At 75.9% G+C, this 24,090-nt stretch carries 21 protein-coding genes; 14 read left to right on the top strand and 7 right to left on the bottom strand.

Features of this window, described 5'->3' with window-relative positions:
* Nucleotides 1–15 precede the first annotated feature (15 nt).
* Nucleotides 16–426 carry a RidA family protein gene (locus ACQP6G_RS18315; RefSeq protein ID WP_429766438.1) on the bottom strand — a complete coding sequence of 137 codons (411 nt, stop codon included), beginning with the start codon at nt 424–426 and terminating at the stop codon, nt 16–18.
* A 79-nt stretch (nt 427–505) separates the two neighbouring features.
* Between ACQP6G_RS18315 and ACQP6G_RS18310 the strand changes: the two genes are divergently transcribed.
* On the top strand, nt 506–889 hold the full coding sequence (locus tag ACQP6G_RS18310) for a winged helix-turn-helix transcriptional regulator (protein ID WP_429766436.1): 384 nt from the start codon (nt 506–508) through the stop codon (nt 887–889).
* Here ACQP6G_RS18310 and ACQP6G_RS18305 read toward each other — a convergent pair.
* On the bottom strand, nt 879–2,153 hold the full coding sequence (locus tag ACQP6G_RS18305; protein WP_429766434.1) for an MFS transporter: 1,275 nt from the start codon (nt 2,151–2,153) through the stop codon (nt 879–881). The genes ACQP6G_RS18310 and ACQP6G_RS18305 overlap by 11 nt on opposite strands.
* Before the next feature lie 72 nt (nt 2,154–2,225).
* Between ACQP6G_RS18305 and ACQP6G_RS18300 the strand changes: the two genes are divergently transcribed.
* From ACQP6G_RS18300 to ACQP6G_RS18290, 3 genes are read left to right on the top strand one after another with little or no spacing between them, the layout of a single operon-like run.
* Nucleotides 2,226–3,116 (top strand): LysR family transcriptional regulator, encoded by an 891-nt coding sequence (locus ACQP6G_RS18300; RefSeq protein WP_429766432.1) that lies wholly within the window; start codon nt 2,226–2,228, stop codon nt 3,114–3,116.
* Nucleotides 3,117–3,168: 52 nt separating this feature from the next.
* A complete protein-coding gene (locus ACQP6G_RS18295) occupies nt 3,169–3,789 on the top strand; it encodes an RNA polymerase sigma factor (protein WP_429766431.1) in 621 nt (206 codons plus the stop codon).
* A complete protein-coding gene (locus ACQP6G_RS18290; protein ID WP_429766430.1) occupies nt 3,789–4,796 on the top strand; it encodes a hypothetical protein in 1,008 nt (335 codons plus the stop codon). The genes ACQP6G_RS18295 and ACQP6G_RS18290 overlap by 1 nt, the downstream gene beginning before the upstream one ends.
* 51 nt (nt 4,797–4,847) lie before the next feature.
* Here the strand turns inward: ACQP6G_RS18290 and ACQP6G_RS18285 are convergent, their stop codons facing one another.
* Nucleotides 4,848–5,546 carry a response regulator gene (locus ACQP6G_RS18285; RefSeq protein WP_429766428.1) on the bottom strand — a complete coding sequence of 233 codons (699 nt, stop codon included), beginning with the start codon at nt 5,544–5,546 and terminating at the stop codon, nt 4,848–4,850.
* Nucleotides 5,543–7,276 carry a sensor histidine kinase gene (locus tag ACQP6G_RS18280; RefSeq protein WP_429766427.1) on the bottom strand — a complete coding sequence of 578 codons (1,734 nt, stop codon included), beginning with the start codon at nt 7,274–7,276 and terminating at the stop codon, nt 5,543–5,545. Before ACQP6G_RS18280 ends, ACQP6G_RS18285 begins: the two co-directional genes overlap by 4 nt.
* 108 nt (nt 7,277–7,384) lie before the next feature.
* Here ACQP6G_RS18280 and ACQP6G_RS18275 point away from each other — a divergent pair, with 108 nt between their 5' ends.
* The 7 genes from ACQP6G_RS18275 to ACQP6G_RS18245 all read left to right on the top strand — a co-directional run bounded on the left by ACQP6G_RS18275 (nt 7,385) and on the right by ACQP6G_RS18245 (nt 20,031).
* Nucleotides 7,385–8,395 (top strand): Bug family tripartite tricarboxylate transporter substrate binding protein, encoded by a 1,011-nt coding sequence (locus ACQP6G_RS18275; protein ID WP_429766426.1) that lies wholly within the window; start codon nt 7,385–7,387, stop codon nt 8,393–8,395.
* On the top strand, nt 8,392–8,937 hold the full coding sequence (locus ACQP6G_RS18270; protein WP_429766424.1) for a tripartite tricarboxylate transporter TctB family protein: 546 nt from the start codon (nt 8,392–8,394) through the stop codon (nt 8,935–8,937). The genes ACQP6G_RS18275 and ACQP6G_RS18270 overlap by 4 nt, the downstream gene beginning before the upstream one ends.
* A gap of 7 nt (nt 8,938–8,944) precedes the next feature.
* A complete protein-coding gene (locus ACQP6G_RS18265) occupies nt 8,945–10,525 on the top strand; it encodes a tripartite tricarboxylate transporter permease (protein WP_429766422.1) in 1,581 nt (526 codons plus the stop codon).
* The gene (locus ACQP6G_RS18260; RefSeq protein WP_429766420.1) at nt 10,522–10,986 is read left to right on the top strand and encodes a universal stress protein; all 465 of its coding nucleotides are present in this window, start codon (nt 10,522–10,524) and stop codon (nt 10,984–10,986) included. Before ACQP6G_RS18265 ends, ACQP6G_RS18260 begins: the two co-directional genes overlap by 4 nt.
* 100 nt (nt 10,987–11,086) lie before the next feature.
* Nucleotides 11,087–13,627 carry a S8 family serine peptidase gene (locus tag ACQP6G_RS18255; protein WP_429766418.1) on the top strand — a complete coding sequence of 847 codons (2,541 nt, stop codon included), beginning with the start codon at nt 11,087–11,089 and terminating at the stop codon, nt 13,625–13,627.
* A 2-nt stretch (nt 13,628–13,629) separates the two neighbouring features.
* On the top strand, nt 13,630–16,542 hold the full coding sequence (locus ACQP6G_RS18250) for an FG-GAP-like repeat-containing protein (protein ID WP_429766416.1): 2,913 nt from the start codon (nt 13,630–13,632) through the stop codon (nt 16,540–16,542).
* 99 nt (nt 16,543–16,641) lie between these two features.
* Nucleotides 16,642–20,031 (top strand): ATP-binding protein, encoded by a 3,390-nt coding sequence (locus ACQP6G_RS18245; RefSeq protein WP_429766414.1) that lies wholly within the window; start codon nt 16,642–16,644, stop codon nt 20,029–20,031.
* 27 nt (nt 20,032–20,058) lie between these two features.
* On the opposite strand, the gene ACQP6G_RS18240 is transcribed toward ACQP6G_RS18245, so the two are convergent.
* Nucleotides 20,059–20,643, bottom strand: a complete 585-nt coding sequence (locus ACQP6G_RS18240; protein WP_429766412.1) for a hypothetical protein — start codon at nt 20,641–20,643, stop codon at nt 20,059–20,061.
* An 82-nt stretch (nt 20,644–20,725) separates the two neighbouring features.
* On the opposite strand from ACQP6G_RS18240, the gene ACQP6G_RS18235 reads away from it, so the two are divergent.
* Both ACQP6G_RS18235 and ACQP6G_RS18230 read left to right on the top strand, forming a co-directional pair.
* Nucleotides 20,726–21,904 carry an SLC13 family permease gene (locus tag ACQP6G_RS18235; RefSeq protein ID WP_429766410.1) on the top strand — a complete coding sequence of 393 codons (1,179 nt, stop codon included), beginning with the start codon at nt 20,726–20,728 and terminating at the stop codon, nt 21,902–21,904.
* Between the two features lie 22 nt (nt 21,905–21,926).
* On the top strand, nt 21,927–22,394 hold the full coding sequence (locus tag ACQP6G_RS18230; protein WP_429766408.1) for a luciferase domain-containing protein: 468 nt from the start codon (nt 21,927–21,929) through the stop codon (nt 22,392–22,394).
* A 39-nt stretch (nt 22,395–22,433) separates the two neighbouring features.
* On the opposite strand, the gene purN is transcribed toward ACQP6G_RS18230, so the two are convergent.
* Together purN and ACQP6G_RS18220 are read right to left on the bottom strand one after the other, a co-directional pair.
* Nucleotides 22,434–23,024, bottom strand: coding sequence for a phosphoribosylglycinamide formyltransferase (gene purN / locus ACQP6G_RS18225; RefSeq protein WP_429766406.1), 591 nt, complete (start codon nt 23,022–23,024; stop codon nt 22,434–22,436).
* A 23-nt stretch (nt 23,025–23,047) separates the two neighbouring features.
* Complete coding sequence (locus ACQP6G_RS18220; RefSeq protein WP_429766405.1) at nt 23,048–23,428, bottom strand: VOC family protein; 381 nt, start codon at nt 23,426–23,428, stop codon at nt 23,048–23,050.
* Between the two features lie 62 nt (nt 23,429–23,490).
* On the opposite strand from ACQP6G_RS18220, the gene ACQP6G_RS18215 reads away from it, so the two are divergent.
* Nucleotides 23,491–24,072: a 1-acyl-sn-glycerol-3-phosphate acyltransferase gene (locus ACQP6G_RS18215; protein ID WP_429766403.1), complete on the top strand. Its 582-nt coding sequence runs from the start codon at nt 23,491–23,493 to the stop codon at nt 24,070–24,072.
* Nucleotides 24,073–24,090: the final 18 nt, after the last annotated feature.

Here is a 24,090-nt window from a genome sequence, read left to right as displayed (position 1 = left end):
GGGCGGCGCCCACCGTCAGTCCAGGACGGCGTACGCCTCGACCTCCACGAGCACGTCCGGCTCGAAGAGGGAGTCGATGCCGAGGAGCGACACGGGCGGCCAGGGCTGCGGGATGCCGAGCTCCTCGGCCACCCGCTCGATCCCGGCCAGCAGGTCGCCGTACTTGTCGGGGTGCCAGCGGACGGCGAAGAACCGCAGCCGGACGACGTCGGCGAACCCTGCCCCCGCCCCGGCAAGACCCCGGGCCGTGCTGCGGAGCGCCTGCGCGACCTGCCCGGCCAGGTCGTCGGCGGCCACAGGCCGCCCCTCGGCGTCGCGGGCGACCTGCCCGGCCACGTGCACGTGGCGGGTGCCGGTGCCGACGGCGACGTGGTGGTACGGGACGGGCTGGAGCATGCCGGGCGGGGTGCGGAGGTCGACGGTCATGGCGGGTCCTTCCGGTGGTGCGGGCAGGTATCTGATGTCTACCTGGTCGCCTCAGGCCACTTCAACGAGACTAGGTGTCGTGCACGAGACCACCCCCGCCGCCCTGACGCCCGCCCACCGTGAGCTCCTCGACCAGGTGCTCGACAAGTGGTCGCTGCAGGTGCTCGAGTCCCTCTGCGAACGCCCGCAGCGGTTCAACGAGCTGCGCCGCAGCGTCCCCGCCGTGACGCAGAAGTCGCTCACCGCGACGCTCCGGCGGCTCGAGCGCAACGGCATGGTCGAGCGGAACCTCCTCAGCTCCCGCCCGGTCGCCGTCGAGTACCGCGTCTCGGCGCTGGGCAGCACGCTCCAGGACCTCGTGGACGCGCTGCTGGCCTGGTCCACGTCCGTCCTGCCCGACGTCGAGACGGCGCGGGCGGCCTTCGACGGGACCGGGCCGGACACGGCGTCGCTCAGCCGCTGACGGCGGCGGCCGGCGCCTCGGCCGTCGTCCGCCCGCCGGCGCCGAGGGCCCGGGACGCCACCAGCCCGACGCCGCCGACGAGGACCTGCACCGCGCCCACGGCGACGAGCACCGGCCCGGCGCCGACCCACCCGATGACCGCGCCGCCCACGAGCAGCCCCAGCGAGGCGCCGCCCGAGTGCAGCACGGTCTCGGCGGTGAACGCCGCGCGCCGCTCGGGCCCGGAGGTCTGCTCGCTGATCAGCGCGTTGAGCGCGGCGATCCCGAACGGCGTCGCCAGGCCGCCGACGGCGGACACGAGCGCGACCCCCACCACGCTCGGCACCACCGCCGGGAGCGCCGCGAACGACAGGCCGAGCACCGCCCACGCCCCGACCGCCGTCGCGAGGCGCGGCAGCCGGTCGACGACCAGCGGCGCCGCCAGCGACGCGGCGACCGACGTCGCGCCGTAACCGCTCATCCCCGCCGCGACGAGCGCGCCGGGCATCCCGTGCTCCACGCCGAGGACGGCCAGCCCGAGGCTGAAGCCGAACCAGCACAGCCCGCCGACGCCCGCCGCGACGATGCCCGCCGCGACCTGCGGGTGCGCGCGCAGGACCGCGAGCACCGCCGTCGGCTCCGCCTCGCCCCGCGCCGCCTCGCCCCGCGCCGGGGCGCGGCCGTCCGCCCGCGGGACACCCAGCATGGCCGCGGCCGCCGCGAGCACGACCGCGGCCTGGCACCACAGCAGCGGCTCCGCGCCCCACGCCACGACCAGCCACGCTCCCAGGGGCGGCGCGAAGATCATCGACACCCGGTGCGCGAGGTCCTGCCACGCGAGCCACCGGGCGGCCGTCGCGCCGCCCGCGGAGCCCGCGGAGCGCGCCTCAGCATCACGGCGTCCGGCGTCCGCGAGGTCGGCGACGAACGCGCGCTCCGCAGGGCCGAGCAGCGCGCCGGCGACGCCGGTCACGAGGCCGGACGCGCACAGGCTGACCGCTCCCACGTGGCCGACGAGCGCCGCGACCGGCACGATCGCGAGCCCCGCGACCTGCGCCAGCATGACGACGGCGAGCGCCCGCCCGGACACGAGCCGCTCGCGCAGGCCGCGACCCCACCAGCCGACCGTCAGCAGCGGCAGCCCCGACATGCCGCCGACGAGGCCGGTGGCCCACGCCTCCCCCGTCTCGGCGAGCGCCACGAGTGGCAGCGCGACGGCCGTGATCCGCGCACCCACCCAGGTGACGAAGGTGATCGCGGTGAGGATCAGCAGGGGACGGCGCATGCCTCGATCCTCGGCGGCCGAGGCCGACGCCGGTAGACGGCGTCGTGGGCAACTCGCTCATACGCTGGAGGCATGACCTCCCGTCTGACGGTGGACGACCTGCAGCTCGCCGAGGCGGTCGCGCGGCACGGCTCGGTGGGCGCGGCCGCCCGCGAGCTGCTCGTCGCGCAGCCGTCCGCGAGCCGGCGCCTGTCCGCCCTGGAGCGCCGTCTCGGCACGCCGTTGTTCGACCGCGACACCACCGGCGCCCGGCCCACCCCGGCCGGCCGCGAGCTCGCCCGCCTGGCCGCGGGGCTGCTGGCCGACCTGGACGCCCTGCCCGACCAGGTGCTCGCCGCCGTCGCCGCGCCGACCCTGTCGGTCGGCACCATCCAGGCCCTCAGCCCGATGGTGCTCACGGCCGTCGAGCTCGAACTGCCCGAGGTCACGATCCTCCCGGAGGTCGACCACGGCCCGAACCTCGTGCGGCAGGTGCACGAGGGCACGCTGGACGCCGCGATCGTCACCGTCGCGGAGCAGATGGCGGTGCCGCGCGGCCTCCAGCGCACCCCGCTGGGCGAGTCGCCTCGGGTGGTCGTGCTGCCCGACGGCGTCGCGCCGCTCGCCGCCGGGAGCCGGCCGTTCGCGGGCCGCACCGTCGTCTACAGCCTCATCGACCTGGCCGGCGAGGCCACCCACCGGCGGCTGTCTGCGCTGGGCGCCGTCCCGCGCCGCGGCCCCACCACCGAGGCCACCCTCCGCATCGCGCGCGAGCTGGGCTGCCCCGCGCTCATGCCCGAGCTCACCGCCCGCTGGTACGCCGCGCCGGGCGACCGGGTCGTGCCGTCCCCGGTGCCCGGGACGGTGCGCGTCACGCTCGTCACCCGCACCCCGCGGCCCGCCGCGCTGGCGGACGCGCTGCCCCGCATCACGGCGCGCGTGCTGGGCGACGACCGGTCGCCGGAAGGGCCTGCAACGCCCTGACCCGAGCCGGACATGACACCGTCGTCACCGCCTCCCTGCCGAAGGGCCACCGATGCCAGCCCCCGAACCGCCCGACCACGAGGCGCGCTTCACCGCGCTCTTCGAGGCCACCCACCGCCCCTTGCTCGCCTACGCGGTGCGGCGCGTCGCCGACCCCGCGGACGCCGCCGACGTCGTCGCCGAGGCGTTCCTGGTCGCCTGGCGACGCATCGAGGACGTCCCCTCCGGGACCGACGCGCGGCCGTGGATGTTCGGCGTCGCGCGCCGCGTCCTCGCGAACCTCCACCGCGGGACCCGGCGCCGCCTCGCCCTCGCCGACCGCCTGCGGGCCGAGGTCGTCGAGGCGGTGCCGCCGCCGTCCGACGACGACGTCAGCGACGTCGAGCGGGCGCTCGCGCGCCTCGGCGACGACGACCAGGAGCTGCTGCGACTGGTCGCCTGGGAGGAGCTGGCGCGGGACGAGATCGCCCTCGTGCTCGGCGTCTCCCGCGCCACGGTGCGCGTCCGGCTGCACCGCGCACGACGGCGGCTGGCCGACCAGCTCGCCTCGCTCGCCGCGGCGGACGACGTCCCCCGCGTGCGGCGCACCGAGCCGGCCGTGCAACGCACCGACGCGGCCGGACAGGTGATCAGCGGGTGGGCACCAGCCCGCCCCGGAACCGAGGAGGCGTGATGAGCGACCTGATGAAGCGGCTGGGCGCCGCGGACCCCGCCCGCCGAGCCCCCCTCGACGCCGTGGACGAGGCGGCGTTCGCCGCCCTGCGCGAGGAGATCACCATGACGAGCACCGACGGCGCGACGGCGCCGACCCTCCCCACCGCCGACGACCCGCTCCCCCGTCGACGCCGGCTCGGGCGCCGAGGCGCGGTCGCGATCGGCCTGGCCGCCGTCCTCACCGGGGGCGGCGTCGCGTACGCGGCGATCCAGGCGTTCCAGGGCTCCAGCGGCGAGGGCGTCGCGTGCGTGCACGTCTGGAACGCGGACGCCCCCGAGGGGCTGCACCTCGACGCCGCCGGCTCGTGGATCACCGGCGACCCGTACGCCGACTGCACCACGCTGCTCGCCGAGGAGGGGCTGCCCCCGATCGAGGACCCCGTCGCCTTCGCGTGGGACGGCCAGACGATCGTGGCTCCCGCCGACCAGGTGCCTGCGGGCGTGCAGCGGCTGGAGGGCACGCAGGCGGTCGAGGGCGGCGTCGTCGAGCTGCAGCGGAGCATGGCCGACACGGTCGACGGCGGCAGGAGCGGGTGCCGCACGGTCCCGGGGGTCGCCGCCTGGGCGCAGGGCGAGATCGAGCGGCTCGGCCTGCAGGACTGGACGGTGGTCACGCCGGAGTCCGAGCCGGCGCCCGACGCGGCGCCCGGCGCCGCGCCGCCGTGCTCCGACGGCGAGGTGTCCGTCGGCGACCGCCAGGTGCAGCTCTTCGCGTCCGAGGACCCGTTCGAGCGGCTCCACGGGCCCGACGACGACCCGGCGATCGACGCCCTGCGCGAGCGGATCACGGACGAGTGCGTCTCGCTCGACGAGGCCCGTGCCGTCGTCGACGAGGTGTACGCGGACGAGGAGTACGAGGTGCCGACGACCGAGGTGGTCGACGACGGCGCCTCGTGCGCCCGCGTGGACCTCGTCGAGGGCGGCATGACCGAGGCGTTCGTGTACGGGCCGGGCTCGGGCTCCTGATCGGTCGCCGGGCGTCCGCTCCCCTGACGCCCGGCGGGCGCCGCTGCCGGCTCAGCGCAGCCGGTAGCGGCGCTCGGGGCGCCCCGCCGTGCCGTAGTTGAGGCGCACCGCGGCACGCCCCGTCGTCGCGAAGTGCTCCAGGTAGCGGCGGGCGCTGACCCGGCTGACGCCGACGGCGTCGGCGCACTCGGTGGCGCTGAGCTCCGCGCCGTCCGCGAGCGCGGCGAGCACGACGTCGGCGGTCTCCTGGCTGAGGCCCTTGGGCAGGGGATCGCGCGGCGCGGCCGCCTGCGGCGGGCGGGCGAAGACGGCGTCGATGTCGGCCTGGATCTCGGCCGGGCTGCCGGCGGCGCTGTCGTCGTCCAGACCCTCCAGCGCCGCGCGGGCGCGGCGGAACTCCTGCAGGCGCGCCGTGAGGTCGTCGGACGCGAACGGCTTGACGAGATAATGGGCCGCCCCGCCGGCCGCGGCGGCACGCACGGTGTCGGCCTCACGGGCGGCGGTGATGACGACGACGCCGAGGTCGTGGCCCGCCGCCCGCAGGCGCCGCAGCACCTCGATGCCGCTCATGTCCGGCAGGTGCACGTCGAGCAGGACGAGGTCGGGGTGCAGGGCCTCGACGGCGGCGAGCGCGTCGGCGCCCGAGTGCGCCTCGCCGACCACCCGGAACCCGGGGACCCGCTCCACGAAGCGGCGGTGGATGGACGCGACCATGAAGTCGTCCTCCACCACCAGCACGTCGAGGCTCACGCCTGCTGCACCCCCTGATCGGTCCGTCCGGTGCCCGCGACGGCCCGCGGCAGCCGTGCGATGAACACGGCGCCGCCCTCCCCGGCCGGGGCGTCGCCATTGTGCACCGTCACCCGCCCGCCGCGGCGCTGCACCAGCACGTGCACGAGCGCGAGCCCCACGCCCCGGCCGGTCGCGCCGTGCGGCTTGGTGCTCCACCCGCGCCGGAAGATCGCGTCGGCCTGCTCGGGCGGCACGCCGGGCCCGGTGTCCGCGACCTCGACGAGGACGTCGTGCGCCGGCCCGTCCAGCGCCAGGCGCACCCGGACCATGGCGGGCGCCGTGACGCCGTGCGCGTCGGGGCCCGCGGCCCAGGCCGCGGCGTCGACGGCGTTGTCCACGAGGTTGCCGAGCACGGTGCCGACGTCCGCGGACAGGTCCGGGTCGAGGCGCGGCAGCGCGCTGCCCGGGTCGACGACGAGCTCCACGTGCCGCTCGTCCGCGAGCGTCGCCTTGGCGATGAGCAGCGCCGCCACCGCCGGGTCGGCGACGCGCGTCGTCACGACGTCGCTCAGGTCGGCCCGCCGCCGCGTGAGCCGCTCCACGAACCGCCCCACCTCGTCGTACTCCCCCAGCTCGATCAGCCCGGAGACGGTGTGCAGCTGGTTGCTGAACTCGTGCGTCTGTGCGCGCAGCGTCTCCGTGACGCTCTCGCGCGCGTGCAGCTCGCTCTGCAGCGCCAGCAGCTCGGTGCGGTCGCGCAGCGTGGTCACCGTGCCGGCCGGGCGGCTGTCGTGCAGCACGCGGCGCCGGTTGAGAACGAGCACGGTGTCGCCCGCGACCAGGACGGCGTCGTGCACCTCGTCGGTGCCCTGCAGCAGGTCCAGGACGGCGGGGTCGAGGCCCAGGTCCTCCAGGCGGCGGCCCGTCGGGTCGGGCGCGTCGCCAGCCCCTCCGACCGGCCCGACGAGGCCGAGCAGCTCCCGGGCGCTGTCGCTCATGAGGCTCACCCGGCCGTCGTCGCCCACCACGACGACGCCCTCGCGGATCGAGCGCAGCACGCCCTCGCGGTGGTCCGCGAGCGCCGCGATCTGGGCCGGCTCCAGGCCGCGCGTGCGCCGCTTGACGAGGCGCGCCAGCAGCCACGACCCGGCCGCCGCGAGCGCGGTGCCGATGCCGAGCACCACGAGCACGTCGCCGCCGGCGTCCGAGAGCCGTTCCGTCAGCGGCGGGTACGGGTCGGCCAGCACGACGACGGCGACCGGCTCGGGCGCGCGCGGCTGCGGCACCGGGTCGCTGCCGCCGTACACCGGCACCCACGCCGCGATCGACCGCCCCGCCACGTCGTCGACGTCGCCGCTGCCGGCGCGCGCGGCGGCGTCGTCGGGCAGGTCGAGACGCTCGCCGCGGCGGGTCGGGTCCGTGGCGACGAGGATCCGGCCCTCGGGGTCGGTGAGGTAGGCGTTGCGGGCGTCGACGTACGCCGCGCGGGTCTGCAGGTAGAACGCGAGCGCCTGCGTGTCGGGCGCGTCGGCGGCGAGCGTCGCCTGCACCGCCGGGATGCCCGCCAGGCCCTCCGCCGCCACCTCGAGGCGGTCCGCGCGGTCGTCGCGGAACGCGGCGTCGGCCTGCCCCAGGAAGACGACGGCGGCCGCCGCGACGACGACGAGCAGCACGGCGAGCTGGAGCGCGAGCACCTGACCGCCGAGCGTCAGGTGCCGCCGGGTGCCGCGCGAACGTCGTGACCGCAAGTTCCACAACCTCCTTTGGTTGCCCAATGATGACGCGCCGGGCGGTCACCTGTGACGATCTCACCCGGGGCACAGCCGCCCCGCAGCACCGACAGTCTGGAGTACCCGGTGTCGACGACGACATCCCGCCGACGACGCGGCCTGCGCGCCGCCGTCGCCGCGACCCTGGCGGCCGCCCTGGTCGCCGTGACCGCCGCCTGCGGGGTCACGCGCGGCGACGACTCGACCGACCTCGACATGTGGATCCCCAACAGCCCCGGCGGCGGCTACGACCAGACCGGCCGCGCCGCCGTCGGCGTCCTGGACCGCGACGGCATCACCGGCGGCGACATCCAGGTCACCAACATCCTCGGCGCGGGCGGCTCGGTCGCCATGTCGCGCCTCATGGGCGAGGCCGGCAACGAGCGGCTCCTCATGACGCTCGGGCTCGGCGTGGTCGGCTCCACGTACTCGTTCGGCGTGGACGCCCGCCCCCACGACGCGACGCCGATCGCCCAGCTCATCGAGGAGCAGGAGGGCGTGCTCGTCCCCGCGGACTCGCCGTTCGAGACCATCGACGACCTCGTCGCCGCGTGGGAGGACGACCCGGGCTCCGTGGTCGTGGGCGGCGGGTCGTCGCCCGGCGGCCCCGACCACCTGTTCCCCATGCAGCTCGCCAAGGCGACCGGCGTCGACCCGAAGGACCTGCGGTACGTGTCCTACGACGGCGGCGGGCCGCTGACCAGCGCCCTGCTGGGGCACAAGATCCAGGTCGGGTTCTCCGGCCTCGCCGAGTTCGAGGGGCAGATCGAGGCGGGCGAGCTGCGCGTGCTCGCCGTCTCCGGCGAGGAGCGCGTCGCAGGGGACGCCTTCGCCGACGTCCCGACCCTCACCGAGTCCGGCATCGACCTCGTCTTCACCAACTGGCGCGGAGTCGTCGCCCCGCCCGGCATCAGCGACGAGGCGCGCGACCGGCTCGTCGACTACCTCACCCGCATGCACGACTCGCCCGAGTGGGAGCAGGCCCTGGCCGACAACGGCTGGACCGACGCCTTCACCACCGGCGACGACTTCGAGCGGTTCCTGCGCGAGCAGGACGAGCGGGTGTCGACCACCCTGAAGGAGCTGAACCTGCTGTGAGCACCGAGGTGGAGACCCCCGACGCGGGGCCGGCCGGCGAGGAGCCACGAGGCCCGGGCGCCCCGCGCGTCGACGCCGCCCAGTACGGGCTGGCGGCCGTGCTGCTCGTCGTCGGCGCCTACACGGTCTACGACGCCATCCAACTTGAGGTGGGCTTCGCCGACCCCGTGGGGCCGCGCGTCTTCCCTCTCGTCATCGGCGCCGGGCTGGCCGTGACGAGCATCCTGCTGGCCGTCGCGACGGCGCGGGGGTCGCGCCCCGAGCCGGAGGCGGGCGAGGACGTCGACGTCACCACGCCCGCCGACTGGCCCACGGTGCTGAAGCTGGTCGGCGTCATCCTGCTGACCGTCGCCACCGTGAGCTGGCTCGGGTGGGCGCTCGCGGGCGCCATCCTCTTCGCCGGGTCGGCGTGGGCGCTCGGCAGCCGCACGGTGATCCGCGACGCGCTGGTGGGTCTCGTGCTCGCCGTGGCCAGCTGGTACGGCTTCGTCGTCGGGCTGGGCATCCCGCTCACCCCCGGCGTCCTCGACGGGATCCTGTGAGGCTCTGATGGACAACCTCGGACTGCTGGCGGACGGCCTCGCCGCCGCCCTCACCCCCATGAACCTGCTGTACGCCGCGGTGGGCGTGCTGCTCGGCACGTTCGTCGGCGTGCTGCCCGGCATCGGGCCGGCGATGGCGATCGCGCTGCTGCTGCCCGTGACGTTCGGGCTGGAGCCCACACAGGCGTTCATCATGTTCGCCGGCCTGTACTACGGCGGCATGTACGGCGGGTCGACGACGTCGATCCTGCTCAACACGCCCGGCGAGTCCGCGTCCGTGATGACGGCGCTCGAGGGCAACCTCATGGCCCGCGCCGGGCGGGGCGCGCAGGCGCTGGCGACGGCCGCCGTCGGGTCGTTCGTGGCCGGCACGATCGGCACGCTGCTCGTCGCGATGTTCGCGCCCGCGCTGGCCGACGTCGCCGTCGAGATCGGCGCGCCGTCGTACTTCGCGCTCATGGTGCTGGCGCTGGTCATGACCGCGACCGTGCTGGGCGCGAGCCCGCTGCGCGGCCTCATGTCGCTGTTCGTCGGCCTCACGATCGGCCTGGTGGGGCTGGACCTCAACACCGGGCAGCCGCGCCTGACGTTCGGCGTCACGCAGCTCGTGGACCGCCTCGACATCGTCGTGGTGGCCGTCGGAATCTTCGCCCTCGGCGAGGCCCTGTGGGTGGCGGCGCACCTGCGGCGCAAGCCCGCCCGCGTCGTGCCGGTCGGTCAGCCGTGGCTGAGGCGCGCGGACCTGAAGCGCTCCTGGAAGCCCTGGCTGCGCGGCACCGCGTACGGGTTCCCGTTCGGCGCGCTGCCCGCGGGCGGCGCCGAGCTGCCGACGTTCCTGTCGTTCGTCACCGAGCGCAGCCTGGCGAAGCGCGGCGTGGCCAAGCGGCGGGCGGACGCCAAGGACGAGTTCGGCCGGGGCGCCATCGAGGGCGTCGCCGGTCCGGAGGCCGCGAACAACGCGTCGGCCGCGGGCATGCTCGTGCCGATGCTGGCGCTCGGCCTGCCCGTGACGGCGACGGCGTCCGTGATGCTGTCCGCGCTGCAGGGGTACGGCATCCAGCCCGGCCCGCAGCTCATGACCGAGCACGCCGACATGGTGTGGACGCTGCTCGCCAGCCTGCTGATCGGCAACCTGCTGCTGCTCGTGCTCAACCTGCCGCTCGCGCCGCTGTGGGCGCGGCTGCTGCGCATCCCGCGGCCCCAGCTGTACGCGGGCATCCTGTTCTTCGCCTGCCTGGGCGCCTACGCCACCAACCTCGACCCGTTCGACATCGCGCTGCTGCTGGTGTTCGGCCTGCTCGGGATGGCGATGCGCCGGTTCGGGCTGCCCGTGCTGCCGCTGATCCTCGGCGTCATCCTCGGGCCGCTCATGGAGACCAAGCTGCGCGAGGCGCTCACCATCTCCGGCGGCGACCCCGCCATCCTGTGGAGCGAGCCGCTCGCCATCGCCATCTACGCGGTGCTGGCGCTGGTGCTGCTGACGCGACCGCTGCTGTCGCGGTGGCGGTCGCGGACCGAGTCGCGGATCGTCGCGGAGGCCGAGGACCCGGAGGACGCCGAGACCGTGACCGAAGGGAGCGCCCGATGACCGCGGGGCAGGAACCGGTGCAGGAGCAGACCCCGCCCCCGGCCGCCGGCTGGGTGGTGGTGGCCTGGACGCCCGACGAGTTCGGCGACGCCGCGCTGGAGCACGCGATCGCCTGGGCCGCCGAGGGTGCCGCCGCGGGCGGGCGCGGCGTCGCCGTCGTCAACGGCACCCGCGGCGACGCCTTGGTGGACGAGCGGTTCGCCGCCCCCGGCGGGCTCGCCGACCTCGCCGAGCGGCTGCGGGGCACCGGGCTGCCGCACGTCGTGCGCCAGGAGATGGGGCGCGACGTCGCGGAGCAGGTGCTCGATGTCGCGGCCGAGCTGTCCGCGCGCCTCGTCGTCGTGGGGCTGCGGCACCGCAGCCCCGTCGGCAAGCTGCTCATGGGCTCCGTCGCGCAGCGCATCCTGCTCACCGCCGAGTGCCCCGTGCTCGCCGTGAAGCCCGGGGAGCAGCCCGCCTGACGGCCCGGGACCGGTCGCCGGCGAGGACCGGTAATGGCTCAGTAACGGCGGCTCCTTAGCGTGCAGGCACCCTGCACCTGCCCCTGAGGAGCGCACACCGATGCCCCTGCCCCGACCGCCCCGGCGGCGCCGCGCCGCCTGGGCAGCGGCCACGTTGACGGCCGCCGCCCTGCTGACCAGCCCCCTCTCGGCCGTCGCCGACCCTGCTGTCGCCGCCGGCGACAGCCCCAAGGTCGACTCCGCGCTCGCCGGCGCCGTGAAGGGTGGCAAGGACGCCACCTTCTTCGTCGTCCTCAAGGACCAGGCCAGGCTGTCCGCCCCCCGCGCCAAGCGCTCGCACGCGGCGCGGGCGACCGCCGCCTACACCGAGCTGAAGCGCCACGCCGAGACCAGCCAGCGCTCGCTCACCACGTTCCTGGACGAGCAGAAGGTGGGCCACCAGGACTTCTGGATCGCGAACACCGTCCAGGTGACCGGCGACGCCGACCTGGTCGCCGACCTGGCGAAGCGTTCCGACGTCGCGTCGATCGTCAAGGAGCAGACCTACCACCTCGACGAGACGGAGTCGACGCCTGCCGGCGCGGTCACGACCGCCCCGGAGGACGACGGCACCCCCGAGTGGGGCGTCGCCGACATCGACGCCGACGACGTCTGGAAGGACTACGACGACCGCGGCGAGGGCATCGTCGTCGCCAACGTCGACTCGGGAGTCCAGTACGACCACCCGGACCTGGTGAACAGCTACCGCGGCACCAACGGCGACGGCTCGTTCACGCACGACTACAACTGGTACGACGCGACGGGCGAGTGCGGCGACAGCGGCGTCCCCTGCGACAACAACGGCCACGGCACCCACACGATGGGCACGATGGTCGGGGACGACGGCATCGGCGTGGCCCCGGACGCGACGTGGATCGCCGCGAAGGGCTGCGAGACGGACTCCTGCACCGACACGTCGCTGCTCAAGGCGGGCCAGTGGATCCTGGCGCCCACGGACTCGGAAGGGAAGAACCCCCGCCCCGACCTCGCGCCGAACATCGTGAACAACTCCTGGGGAGGCGGCAAGACCACCTTCTACCAGGACATCCTCACCGCCTGGGACGCCGCGGGGATCTTCGAGGCGTTCGCCGCCGGCAACAAGGGCGACGGCGTGACCTGCTCCACGACCGAGTCCCCCGGCGCGCAGGCCCCGGCGTACGGCGTCGGCGCCTACGACGCGAGCGGCGTCATCGCGGACTTCTCCGGCTTCGGCCCGTCCCTCGTGGACGGCTCGGCCAAGCCGAACATCACCGCCCCGGGCGTCGACGTGCGCTCCACCTGGCCCGGCTCGGGGTACCAGGTCCTCGGCGGGACGTCGATGGCCACGCCGCACGTCGCGGGCGCCGTGGCCCTGCTCTGGTCGGCCGCCCCGTCGCTGATCGGCGACATCGAGGGCACCCGCGCGCTGCTCGACCAGGGCGCCCGCGACGTCGACGACACGCACTGCGGCGGCACCGCCGGCATGAACAACGTGTGGGGCGAGGGCAAGCTGGACATCCTCGCGTCGGTCGACCTCGCGCCGCACACGGCCGCCACGCTCACCGGCACCGTCACGGACAAGGACACGGGCGCCCCGCTGCGCGGCGTCACCGTCACGGCGACGAGCCCCGCCACCGGCGCACGCACCGTCCTCACCGGCGTCGACGGCTCCTACCGCCTCACCCTCGCCGCGGGCACGTACGACCTGACCCTGAGCGGCTACGGGTACGCCCCGACGACGGTCGCCGGCCTCGAGCTCGCCGCGAGCGCCACGGTGTCGAAGGACGTCGAGCTCGCCGCGACGGCCACCCACGCGGTCACCGGCACGGTGCTCGACGTCACCGGCGCGCCGCTCGCGGGCGCCACCGTCGAGGTCAGCGGCACGCCGCTGGACGCGGTCACCACGGGCGCCGACGGCACGTTCTCCGTCCCGGCCGTGGCCGAGGGCGACTACACGCTGACCGTCGAGCCGGCCGACCCCGTGCTCTGCAACGGCGACTCCCGCACCGACGTCACGGTCGACGGCCTCGAGACCCGCACCGTCCAGCTCCCGCCGCGCTCCGACGCGTACGGCAACAGCTGCACCCCCGCGGACTACTCCTGGGTCAAGGGCACGGACACGGTCGCCCTGAGCGGCGACGAGGACGCCACGACGATCGCGCTGCCGTTCTGGGTCAGCCTGTACGGCGTCGACTACTCCAGCGCCTCGGTCACCACCAACGGCCTGGTCAACTTCCTCGAGCCGCGGCTCGGCGACTACGAGAACACCGCGCTGCCCGCCGCGGCCCGGCCGAACGGCGTCGTCGCCCCGTTCTGGGACGACCTGACCCTGGACAAGAGGTCCAGCGTGCAGACGGCGCTGAAGGGCAAGGCCGGCAAGCGCACCTTCGCCGTCGTGTGGGACAAGGCGAAGCTCGCATCGGACGACAGCCGCGTCTCGTTCGAGGTCCTGTTCGACGAGGCCTCCGGCGACATCACGTTCCAGTACAAGACCGTGCCCGGCGACGGCGCCTCGGCGACCGTCGGCATCGAGAACCAGGCCGGCTCCGACGCCCTCCAGTACTCGTTCGACCAGCCCGTCCTCACGGACGGCGCGGCGATCCGCATCGCGCAGGGAGACTGACCATGAAGCTCACCCATCACCGGCGGGCGTCACAGCTCGCCTGTACCCTCGTCGCCGCCGGCCTCGTGCTCGCGATCGCCCCGCAGGCCTCCGCGGCCGGGCACGACGACGGCGCCGCCCGGACCCTGACCGACGCCCAGGCGCAGGACCTGGCCGACCGCATGAGCGGCGGGCTCTACGGTGACGCGTCGGTCGGCGCCGGCACCGACGACGCCGCAGCCGGGCCCACGGAGGGCGCGGAGGCCGACGCAGCCGATCCGGTCGACCCGACGACGCCCGTCACCTTCACCGCCACGTCCTCGATGGAGGGCGTGCGGGGCCTGGGCGTCACGCTCCCCGCGAAGGGGCAGCAGTACTTCACGCTGCACAGCCTGGGGAACGTCCAGCTGCACACGCCGGACGGCAGCACCGTCTGGGAGCGCACCAACGACTCCCTCTACGCGGACTGGGGCGTCAAGCCCGCCCGCGTGTGGGAGAAGACGATGTACCCGCCGCTGGTCCTCATGGGCTACAACGCGGTCAGCCCGTTCTCCCCGACCTCCGACGCGGGGTACGACACCGCCGACCTCACCGGCGACGGCGTGCCCGACCTCGTGTTCTCGGCGGCGGTCGGCGTCAGCCCGCCCGTCGGGGCGACCATCCCCGGCACCACGATGAAGACCGGCACCCTCGTCACCGTCCTGGACGGGAAGACGGGCGCGACGGCGTGGTCGAAGGTGTACTCGTACGCCTCGATGGTGAAGGTCATCGGCGACACCCTGCTCGTCGCGGACGCGCCGCGGACCAACCAGTACGCGCCCGCGGACCAGACGGCCACGCTGACCGGCACCCGCTTCACCGTCGCCGACGGCGTCCTCACGCCTGCGGAGACCTGGACGTTCGACACCGGCGAGGCCGGCGCGGCGTCGTGGGGCGCCGTCGAGGACCTCGGCGACGGGCACGTCGCCGTCTCGTGGAACCGGCGCAAGACCGACGCGGTCGCCCCTGAGGGACACACGCTCGTGCTCGACACGGCCGACGGCGCGACGGTGTGGCAGGCGGACGGCGACCTGTACGGGCGCCAGCTCCACCTCGACGCGGCCCGCGGCCGCGTCGTCGCCCTCGAGCAGGCCGACGTCTCCGACGCTCTGAGGTACGCGATCGTGACCTACGACCTCGGCACCGGCGACCGGGAGGTCCTCAGCACCCGGGTGAACGCGCTGCCCACCACGATGCTGGTCGGCGACGCCGCGGCCGGCGGCGGCACCGAGTACGTGGTCTCCGAGTCCACGCTCGACGCGAACCTCTACGTCAACGCCAGCACGGTCCGCGTCCTCAGCGGCAAGGACGGCACCAGCCTGCAGTGGAGCGCCACGACCAAGCGCGACGCCGCCAACCCCGGCGAGGCGCCCAGCACGTGGGGCCTCGACGTCGCGGGCGGCCTGCTGATCGCCACCGCGCAGGACGACGACGGCATGGCCACCGCCGACAACCCGGGCGGGCTGCGCTACGGCGCGGTCACGGCGTACACCACCAAGGGCAAGGTGAGGTGGCGCCAGGAGGGCGTCGCCGCGTCGCCGATGTTCCAGCAGGTCTACCGCGCCGGCGGCACGGACTACGTCCGCGTGGTCGACCAGTCGCAGAACATCCACACGTACACGGTGGCCGCGGGCAAGGAGACCGGCCTCACCCCGCTGCGGGGCGACCTGAACTTCGCCGGGTCCGCCGACCTGGACGGCAACGGCAAGCCCGACGTCGTCGCCGGCGGCCAGTCCCGCGGGGTGTGGGCCTGGGACGGCCGATCCCTCGTCAAGGGGACGCCGAAGCAGCTGTGGCGCGCCACCGTGCCCGGCGAGGTGCACGACGTGCGCACCGGTGACGTGAACGGCGACGGGAAGCCCGAGGTCGTCGTCGCCGCCGACGTGGCGACCGTGATCCTCGACGGGGCCACCGGCACCGTGCTCACGACGATCGACGGCGAGGGGCGGTACGTCCGCTCCGTCACCGTGGCGGACGTGAACGACGACGGCAAGGACGAGGTCCTCGTGCCGACCGACGCGCTGCGCGCGTTCGACGCCCGCGGCCGGTCCGTGTGGACGTACGAGGCGCCGGAGGCGGCGGGCGACGTCGTCTTCTCGGACACCGTGGTCGGCGACGGCCAGGTGTACGCGCAGTACGCCAGCGTCGGCTCGCTCGAGATGACCGACGGCGTGCAGGGGGCGGTCGCGATCGACGGGACGACCGGCGCGGCCGGCTGGGAGGCGACCCCGACCGCCCCGGCCCAGGGCACGAACGGGAAGCTGTACGGCGCGATCCTGCGCCGCGGCGTCTTCACCTCGCCGTCGATCCCCTACGCGGACGGGCACGCCGTGGTCTACACGTGGATCACGTCGATCGCGAAGACGACCGACAGCGACCTCTCGGTCGCCGAGCCGCGGGCCGTCACCGAGATCCGCGACGGGCGCACCGGCGAAGTGCTCCACCGGGCGGTCGTGGGCAGCCCCTGGTCGCACGACGGCTACTTCGCCGACGACGAGGCGGGCGTGCTGTACCAGCTCAGCTTCGGCACGCTGAAGGGCTTCGGGCCCGACGGCGCCGCGACCAGTAGCTCGGTGGTCTCGCCGCTGCGCGGCGTGCAGTTCATCACCGGGCCGGGCGGCCGCCGTCTGCTGGCCGGCGGCATCGAGGGCGGCGTCGGCGCGTGGGACCCGACGGTGCTGACGACGGGCTGGTCGTTCCAGAACGGTGTGGGCACGGGACGTAGCCTCGGCGGGCGCAACTACCTGGCCGCCGACCTGGACGGCGACGGGGGCGAGGAGATCGTCTCGCTGGGCTTCGACCACCACGGCTACGACCGCATGGCCGAGCAGCTCGGCAGCCGCGTGCTGTCGCTCGACGACAACAGCCACCGGATCGCGACGTTCAAGCTCTCCTGACCGTCTCGGACAGCGCATCACGAGGACCCCCGGGCATCTGCCTGGGGGTCCTCGGTCGTGGACACCGGGTGAAATCCGGCTCGATTACAGTGACGCGTCATGGAACCCGGCCCCAGCTCATCGACGGGCCCGGCCGCGCCCGGCGCCCCGTTGCTGCGGCTGCACCTCCTGGGCGGGTTCCGGGTGACCCGCGACGGCGGGCCCGAGCTCCCGGAGCGCTGGCCTCGTCCCAGCGCCCGCACGCTCGTGAAGCTGCTCGCCGTCTCGCCCGAGCGACGTCTGCACCGCGAGGAGGCGATGGACGTCTGCTGGCCCGACGCGAACGGGTCCGCCCAGGTGGGTAGCCTGCGCGTCGCTCTGCACGCGGCACGCCACGCGCTGGAGCCGGAGCTGGCGCCGCGGGCCTCGTCGTCGTACCTGGTGACGGACGGCGCGCTGCTGCGGCTCGATCCGGACGCCGTGTGGATCGACGCCGACCACGCCGAGGCGGCCGCCGTCGCCGCGCTCGCCACGCGCGACCCGGGCGACCTCGCCACCGCGCTCGCCCTGTTCACCGGCGAGCTGCTGCCCGAGGACCGCTACGCCACCTGGGCGCAACCCCGCCGCGACCGGATCGACGCGCTGCGCGAGCAGGTGCGGCTCGCCCTGGCGGCCGCGCACCTGACGGCCGGGGACGTCGCCGCGGCGGTGGCGGCCGCGGAGGCGGTGCTCGCGGACAGCCCTGCGGAGGAGCTGGCCCACCGGGTGCTCATCGAGGCGTTCCTGCGCCAGGGGCTGCGCCGGCGGGCGGTGTACCAGTACCACGCGTGCCGCGAGGCCCTCGACGCCGAGCTCGGGGTGCGGCCCGGCCCCGAGACGGAGCGCCTGCACCGGCTCGCCCTCGACGCCACGCCGTCGGGCACACCGGACGGCGCCGCCCTCCCCGCGCCGCTGCGCGCCCCCGCGGCGTCACCGCTGCGCGGACGGGAGGCGGAGCTGGGACGGCTCCGGGCCGACGGTGGCCCGCCGGTGCGCCTGCTCGCCGGCGAGGCCGGGGTGGGCAAGACGCGACTGGTCGCGGAGGCCGCGCGGCGCGCCGCCGCGGACGGCGCGGCGGTGCTGTGGGGCGCCGGGCACGACGCCGAGGGGCACACCCCGTACGGGGCGTTCGCGGAGGCCCTCGACGGCTGGCTGGCCGAGCAGAGCGCCGGCGCGCGCGCCCGCGTCGGAGCGGAGCACCCGGAGCTGGCGGCCTTCCTGCCGTCGCTCGGCCGCGCGGACGGCGCCGGCCGGAGCCCCGAGGAGGAGCGGGACCGGCTGTTCCGCGGCACCGCCGCGCTGCTCGGCGACCTCGCCGCCGCGCGCCCCGTCGTCGTCGTGCTGGACGACCTGCACGCCGCCGACGCCGGGTCGTTCCAGCTGCTCGGCCACCTCGCCCGCCGGGCCGCCCGGGCGGGCACCGCGCTCCGCTTCCTCGTGACGCTGCGGTGGGAGGAGCTGCCCGACGGCGACCCCCGCCGCGTCGGTCTGACGTCCCTGGAGCGGGCCGGGCTCGCCGCGCCCGAGGAGGTGGGGCGGCTCGACCGCGCCGCGTGCCTCGCCGTCGCGGCGGATGCCCTCGGTCAGGAGGGCGGCGGGGAGGACGCGGGCCGGGATCCCGTCGCCGACGCCCGTCTAGGCCGGGTCTGGGACCTGTCCCTCGGTAACCCGCTGTTCGCCGCGGAGCTCGCGCGGGGGCTCCGCGACCCCGCCGGGCCCGAGGAGGACGGCGGCCACGACGTCGCACCGCTCGGCGTGCGACAGCTGGTCGACGAGCGCCTGGGGCGGCTCGACGCCGACGCCCGGCAGGTGGTGGAGGCGCTGTCCGCGGCGGGCGGGGACGCCGCGCTCACCGAGCTGCTCGACGTCGCCGCCGAAGGCCTGAACCCGCCGCTGACGGGGGCGGCCGCCGCGGACGCGGTGGAGCGCGCGCTCGCGGCGTCGCTCGTGGAGGAGCGCGTGGTCGTCGTCGACGGGCGCGCCGAGACGGGCCTCGCGTTCCGTCACCCGCTGGTGCGGATCACCTGCTACGACCGGCTCAGCGCCGTCCGGCGCCGGAGGCTGCACGCCGCGTTCGCGCAGACCGTCCTGCGCCGCCGGCCGGAGGCGGTGGACGTGCTGGCCTCGCACTTCGCCCGCACCGACGACCCCCGCGCGGCCGAGTACCTGCGCCGCGCCGCCGAGCGCGCCGCCGCCCTGTACGCGAACGACTCCGCCGACCGCTACTACCGCGACCTCGTCGCCCGCCTCGACGTCGACGCCGCCCGGGCGCGGCTCGACCACGGCCAGGTCCTGCGACGCATGGGCCAGTTCGAGCAGGCGGTCCAGGTGCTGCGGCCGGCGCTCGCCGAGTTCTCGCGGCGGGAGGACCACGACGGCACCGTGCTCGCGGCGTCCCGGCTGGCCGAAATGCTCGCCCGCACCGGCGACCAGGAGGACGCCGTGCGGGTGCTGGAGGGTCATCCGGTGGAGGCCCGCACGTCGCCCGAGCAGGCCGCCGCCCATCACCTGGCCTGGGCCACGCTCCTGAGTCGGCTCGGGCGCCACGACGAGGGCGTCGTCGCGGTGGACCGTGCACTGCTGGCCGTCGACCACGTGCCGCCGTCGTCCCGCGACGGCCTCCTGGCCCGCGCCTACGCTCTGCGCGCGACGAACCTCGGGAAGTCGGGGCGGATCCGCGAGGCCGGCGAGGCGGCGGACACGGCCCTCCCCCACGCCCAGGCGTACGGCGACCCGACACTGCTCGGCAACATCCTCTCCTCGCAGCGCGAGAACGCCCGGCGGGCCGGTCGCCTCGACGAGTCGGTCGCGATCGGCCGCCGCGCCCTGGACCTGGTCGCACAGTCAGGCGACCCGGTCTCCGCGGCGTTCGAGCGGGCGAACCTCGCCGAGCTCCACCTGCTGCTGGGCGACGTGGACCGAGCGCGCGACCTGGCGGAGGAGGCGGTGCGCGGCGCCGAGGACGAGGCCGGGTGGCTCGTGCCGTACGCGCTCGCCGTGCTCGGCCGCGTCCGCACGGCCGAGGGTCGCCCCGGCGACGCCGGCGCCCTGTTGGAACGCGCCGTGGCGGCCGCCACCCTGCTCGCCGACCGGCAGGCCCTGCACGAGGCGAGCACCGCGCTCGCCGAGCTCGCCCTGCGCGAGCAGCGCCCGCTCGACGCCCTGCGCGCGCTCGACGGCGCCTGGGAACCGGTGCCCGTGCTCGCCGCCCGGTGCGCGCTGAGGACCGGTGAACCCGCCCGCGCCCTGGAGCTGTCCGCGGCGGAGGCCATGCGCGCCCACGGCACCGGGGAGCGGCTCGCGGAGGTCGACGCGCAGGTGGTGCAGGCCGCCGCCCTGCGCCGGCTCGGCGACACCGTGCGCGCCGACGCCGTGCTCGCGGCGGCCGCCGCGCTGGCCGAGGCCCTCCCCTACCCGGCGGGCGCGGCTGCTGCCGCCGACGCCCGCGGCGACCGCCCGGCGAGCCCCTGATCAGGCCGGACGGGCGCCGCAGGCAGCTCATTGCGGCGCGGTGAGGTGCTCCTCCCACGGCAGCAGGGTGACCGGGTGCGGCGGGTGGTCGGACGCCCGCAGGGTCAGGTCCACGACGGCCGCGCGCACCCGCGCCCAGTCGGCGTCGCTGCCGGGGCCGCCGGACCCGTCCGGACCCTGCGCGACCTCGAGGATCTGCCGCAGCACCAGGACGGCGCGCGCCCGGTCGACGCGGTCCGCAGTGCCGGGCCGGGTGGCGGCGCGCACGACCTGGGCGGCGAGGGCCGCGCCGCGCGACCCGGGCTCGAGCGGGTCCGACGTGGCCAGGCGCACCGGCACCGGCGCCGCGCGCAGCGACCACCGCGTGCCGGACGGGTCGTGCGCCACGATCCGCGTCGGGCCGCGCAGCAGCGACGCCACCAGCAGACCGTCGGCGACCAGCACCGCGACCCCGCCGGCCGCCAGCACCCCGCCGGCCGGCTGCGGCCCCGAGACGCCGGTGAGCATCAGCACGCCCAGCCACACCACCCAGACGCTGGCGCAGCCGAGGCCCACGAGCGCGAAGATCAGGGGCGCGGAGGCGTCCCCGGGGCGTCGCCGTCGAGTGCTCATACCCCTCAGTTGCCGGCGGGGGGTCGATCACTACATCGTCGATCGATACGGCTGAAGTCGGGCCGACGTCTACGCTCAGCCCGTGACACGCCCCGCGCGACGGCTCCTGCCGCCCCTGTGGGTGCCCGCCCTGGTGCTCGTCGTCGTCCTGCCGCTGTCGGGGGCGCTGCCGGCCGCCGAGGCCCGCTCCCTCGCCGCCCTGACCGGGCCGGTGCTCGGCTTCGTCGTCCTGCTCACGGTGGTCGCCGAGCTCTGCGCGGGCGCGGGGCTGTTCGACGCCGTCGCGGACGGCGCCGCGCGACTCGCCCGCGGGCGGGCGCTGGCGCTGTGGCTCCTCGTGGCCGCGGTCGCGACCCTCTGCACCGTCGTCCTGTCCCTCGACACGACCGCCGTGCTGCTCACCCCGGCCGTCGTGGCCGTCGCCCGCCGCGCCGGCCGCGACCCGCTCCCCCTCGCGCTCACCGTGCTGGCGCTCGCCAACACGGCGTCGCTGCTGCTGCCGGTCTCCAACCTCACCAACCTCATGGCCGCACGGTCGTTCGACGCCGGGTACCTCGGCGTCATGGTCGCGCCCGCCGCCGCGGTGCTCGTCGTCGTGGTCGCCGCGCTCGCCGTCCTGCACGCGCCGGCGCTGCGCGGCACGTACGCCGTGCCGGAGCCTCGCCGGGCCGCCGACCCGGTCCTGCTGTGGACGGCGGGGGCCGTCGTCGTCCTCATGGGCGCCGGCTTCGCGGCCGGGCTGCCGGTCCTGCTCGTGGCGCTGGGCGCCGTCGTCGCGCTCGGGGCGGCGACGGCGTGGCGCCGGGTCCCGCTGCCCGTCCCGGTCCGCGAGCTCGTGCCGTGGCGCACGGTCGTGGTCACCGCCGGCCTGTTCGCCGTCGTCGGCACCTGGCACGCGCACGGCCTCACGGACCTGCTCGCCCCGCTCGTGGGCACGGGCGACGACGCAGGGTCCCTCGCCCAGGTCGCCGCCGTCGGCGCGGCGTCGGCGAACGCGGTGAACAACCTGCCCGCCTACCTGGCGCTCGCCCCGACCGTGACTGGCGACGACGCCCGGCTGGCGGCGCTGCTCGTCGGCGTCGACGCCGGGCCGCTGATCACGCCCTGGGCGTCGCTCGCCACGCTGCTGTGGCTCCAGCAGTACCGGCGGCACACGTTCTCCGCCCCGACGGGGCTGGTGCGCCGCGTGGTGCTGCAGGGCGCCGTCGTCGCGCCGCTCGCCGTCGCGGCGGGCGTGCTCGCGCTGGCGGTGGCGGGCTGACGGGAGCGGGTACCGTGCCACCGTGCCGACCGCCCCACGCCTGACCACCGCCCGCCCGGGCGACCGACCCGCCACCTCCGACGAGGGCCCGCACCGCCAGCTCACCCAGCGGTCGACGCCCGCCCTGTGGGGCGAGCTGGTCGCCCGCGTCTTCGCGCTCGACGGCGTCGTCGAGGGCCACAGCCAGGTGTCGCCGAAGTCCTCGCGCGCGGTCTTCCTCGCCGACCTCGAGCAGGAGCGGGAGCCGTCGACGAACCTCGCCCCGGGCCGCCGCCTCGAGCCCGTGCACCTGCACGGCGTGACCGACACGAGCGTGCACCTGGTGCTGCCGCACGAGCGCGGCGAGGAGCTCGTCGCGCTCGGGTGGGCGGAACCGCACCAGTACGAGGACTTCGGCACCGAGTACATGGTCTACGGCCCGCGCGACGCCGCGGAGGTCGACGCCGTCGTGTCCGTCGTGGCCGAGAGCCTCGCCTTCGCGCGCGGCTGAGGCCTGACCTGGCCCGGGGTGACACGCCGGCGCGCCGGCTCAGGAGGACCAGGCCCGCAGCACCTCGACGAGGAGCGACTTCTCCGCAGCCTGCACCCGGGCGCGCAGGGCGGGCACGTCGTCGCCGGGGACGACCGGTACCTCGGTCTGCGCGACGACGGGTCCCTCGTCGTAGTCCGCCGTCACCACGTGGACCGTCGCGCCGGAGACCGTGCGGCCGGATGCCAGGACGGCCTCGTGCACGCGGTCGCCGAACATGCCGGCGCCGCCGAACTCCGGCAGCAGGGCGGGGTGCGTGTTGAGGATCCGCCCGTCGTAGCGGGCGAGGACCCGCGGCCCGAGCTTCTTCATGTACCCGGCGAGCACCACCACGTCGGCCTCGGCGCCGTCGAGCGCGGCGAGGACGGCGGCGTCGAGGTCGTCCGCGTCCGGGTGCGTGACACCGCTGAGGTGGGCGGTCGGGACGCCGTGCCGCCGGGCGACGTCGAAGATCCCCGATCGGCTGTTGTTCCCGAGCACGAGCCGCACGTCGGCGGCGCCCGACCCCAGGAGGTGGTCGGCGGTGCTCCCCGCGCCCGACCCGAGGAGGGCGACACGGAGCGGGACGCGAGGGCTCGCGGCAGCGGTCACGGCACGAGCCTGCCAGAGCCCGGTCAGGCCGTCGCCCACACCCCGAGCTCGTTGCCGCTGGGGTCGAGGAAGTGGAAGCGGCGGCCGCCGGGGAACTCGTACGGGCCGTCGACCACCCGACCGCCCGCGGCCGTCACGCCGGCCAGCGTCGCGTCGAGGTCGTCGGAGTACAGCAGGACGAACGGCCCGCCCCGGGAGACGTCGGCGGCCTCGGCCAGGCGCAGCCCACCCGCCTCGGCAGGCGCCTGCTCCGCGGCCGTGCGGATGCCCGCGTACCCCGGACCGTAGGAGACGAACTCCCAGCCGAAGGCCGCGGCGTAGAACTCCTGGGCCGCCGAGAGGTCGGTCACCGGCAGCTCGAGGTAGTCGATGGTGTGGTGGACGCCGTGCGCGTGCTCGCTCATCCCGGCAGCATGGCGCGGCCCTCCGACACGGGTTCTGCGAGACGGGCCGGTAGAGTCGCCCGATGCTCAGAACCCTGCGGCGTGCGCTCGCCGGCACCTACTGGCGGCTCAGCCGCTGGACCCTGCGCAGCGAGCCCGCGCCGGCGCAGGCGGGCGTGCTGGTGGGCGCGCCGCACACGTCGAACTGGGACTTCGTCCTCATGCTCGCCATCGCGTGGCGGCTCGGCCTGGACGTGCGCTGGCTGGGCAAGCACACCCTGTTCGCCGGTTGGCGCGGTCCGCTCATGCGAGCGCTGGGCGGCATCCCCGTGGACCGTCGCGACCCCAGCCGCGTGGTCGACGACGTGCTCGCCCACGTCCGCGCCGGCGAGGTGTTCCACCTCGTCGTCACGCCCGAGGGCACGCGGTCGGGCGACGGGTGGAAGTCCGGCTTCTACCGCATCGCCCGGGCCGCCGACCTGCCGGTGACGCTCGGGTACGTCGACCGCACCACGATGACGACCGGCCTCGGCCCCACCCTCCGCCTCACCGGCGACGTGCGCGCCGACATGGACGAGATCCGCGCGTTCTACGCCGACAAGGCGGGCGTACGCCCGGCGCTGCGCACCGAGCCGCGGCTCGCCGACGAGGACCGCCCCGGCTGACGCCACCGCGTCAGCCGC

The sequence above is a fragment of the Isoptericola nanjingensis genome (assembly GCF_050311635.1).
Lineage (GTDB): Bacteria > Actinomycetota > Actinomycetes > Actinomycetales > Cellulomonadaceae > Isoptericola > Isoptericola nanjingensis.
This window is presented reverse-complemented; position numbering and strand designations above follow the sequence as displayed.

Excerpts from the sequence above, each read along its gene's own strand:
- ACQP6G_RS18240 (WP_429766412.1), bottom strand. The coding sequence starts at position 20,643 with ATGAGCACTCGACGGCGACGCCCCGGGGACGCCTCCGCGCCCCTGATC.
- ACQP6G_RS18290 (WP_429766430.1), top strand. The coding sequence starts at position 3,789 with ATGAGCGACCTGATGAAGCGGCTGGGCGCCGCGGACCCCGCCCGCCGA.
- ACQP6G_RS18265 (WP_429766422.1), top strand. The coding sequence starts at position 8,945 with ATGGACAACCTCGGACTGCTGGCGGACGGCCTCGCCGCCGCCCTCACC.
- ACQP6G_RS18315 (WP_429766438.1), bottom strand. The coding sequence starts at position 426 with ATGACCGTCGACCTCCGCACCCCGCCCGGCATGCTCCAGCCCGTCCCG.
- ACQP6G_RS18305 (WP_429766434.1), bottom strand. The coding sequence starts at position 2,153 with ATGCGCCGTCCCCTGCTGATCCTCACCGCGATCACCTTCGTCACCTGG.
- ACQP6G_RS18300 (WP_429766432.1), top strand. The coding sequence starts at position 2,226 with ATGACCTCCCGTCTGACGGTGGACGACCTGCAGCTCGCCGAGGCGGTC.
- ACQP6G_RS18215 (WP_429766403.1), top strand. The coding sequence starts at position 23,491 with ATGCTCAGAACCCTGCGGCGTGCGCTCGCCGGCACCTACTGGCGGCTC.
- ACQP6G_RS18255 (WP_429766418.1), top strand. The coding sequence starts at position 11,087 with ATGCCCCTGCCCCGACCGCCCCGGCGGCGCCGCGCCGCCTGGGCAGCG.
- ACQP6G_RS18260 (WP_429766420.1), top strand. The coding sequence starts at position 10,522 with ATGACCGCGGGGCAGGAACCGGTGCAGGAGCAGACCCCGCCCCCGGCC.
- ACQP6G_RS18295 (WP_429766431.1), top strand. The coding sequence starts at position 3,169 with ATGCCAGCCCCCGAACCGCCCGACCACGAGGCGCGCTTCACCGCGCTC.
- ACQP6G_RS18220 (WP_429766405.1), bottom strand. The coding sequence starts at position 23,428 with ATGAGCGAGCACGCGCACGGCGTCCACCACACCATCGACTACCTCGAG.
- ACQP6G_RS18245 (WP_429766414.1), top strand. The coding sequence starts at position 16,642 with ATGGAACCCGGCCCCAGCTCATCGACGGGCCCGGCCGCGCCCGGCGCC.
- ACQP6G_RS18250 (WP_429766416.1), top strand. The coding sequence starts at position 13,630 with ATGAAGCTCACCCATCACCGGCGGGCGTCACAGCTCGCCTGTACCCTC.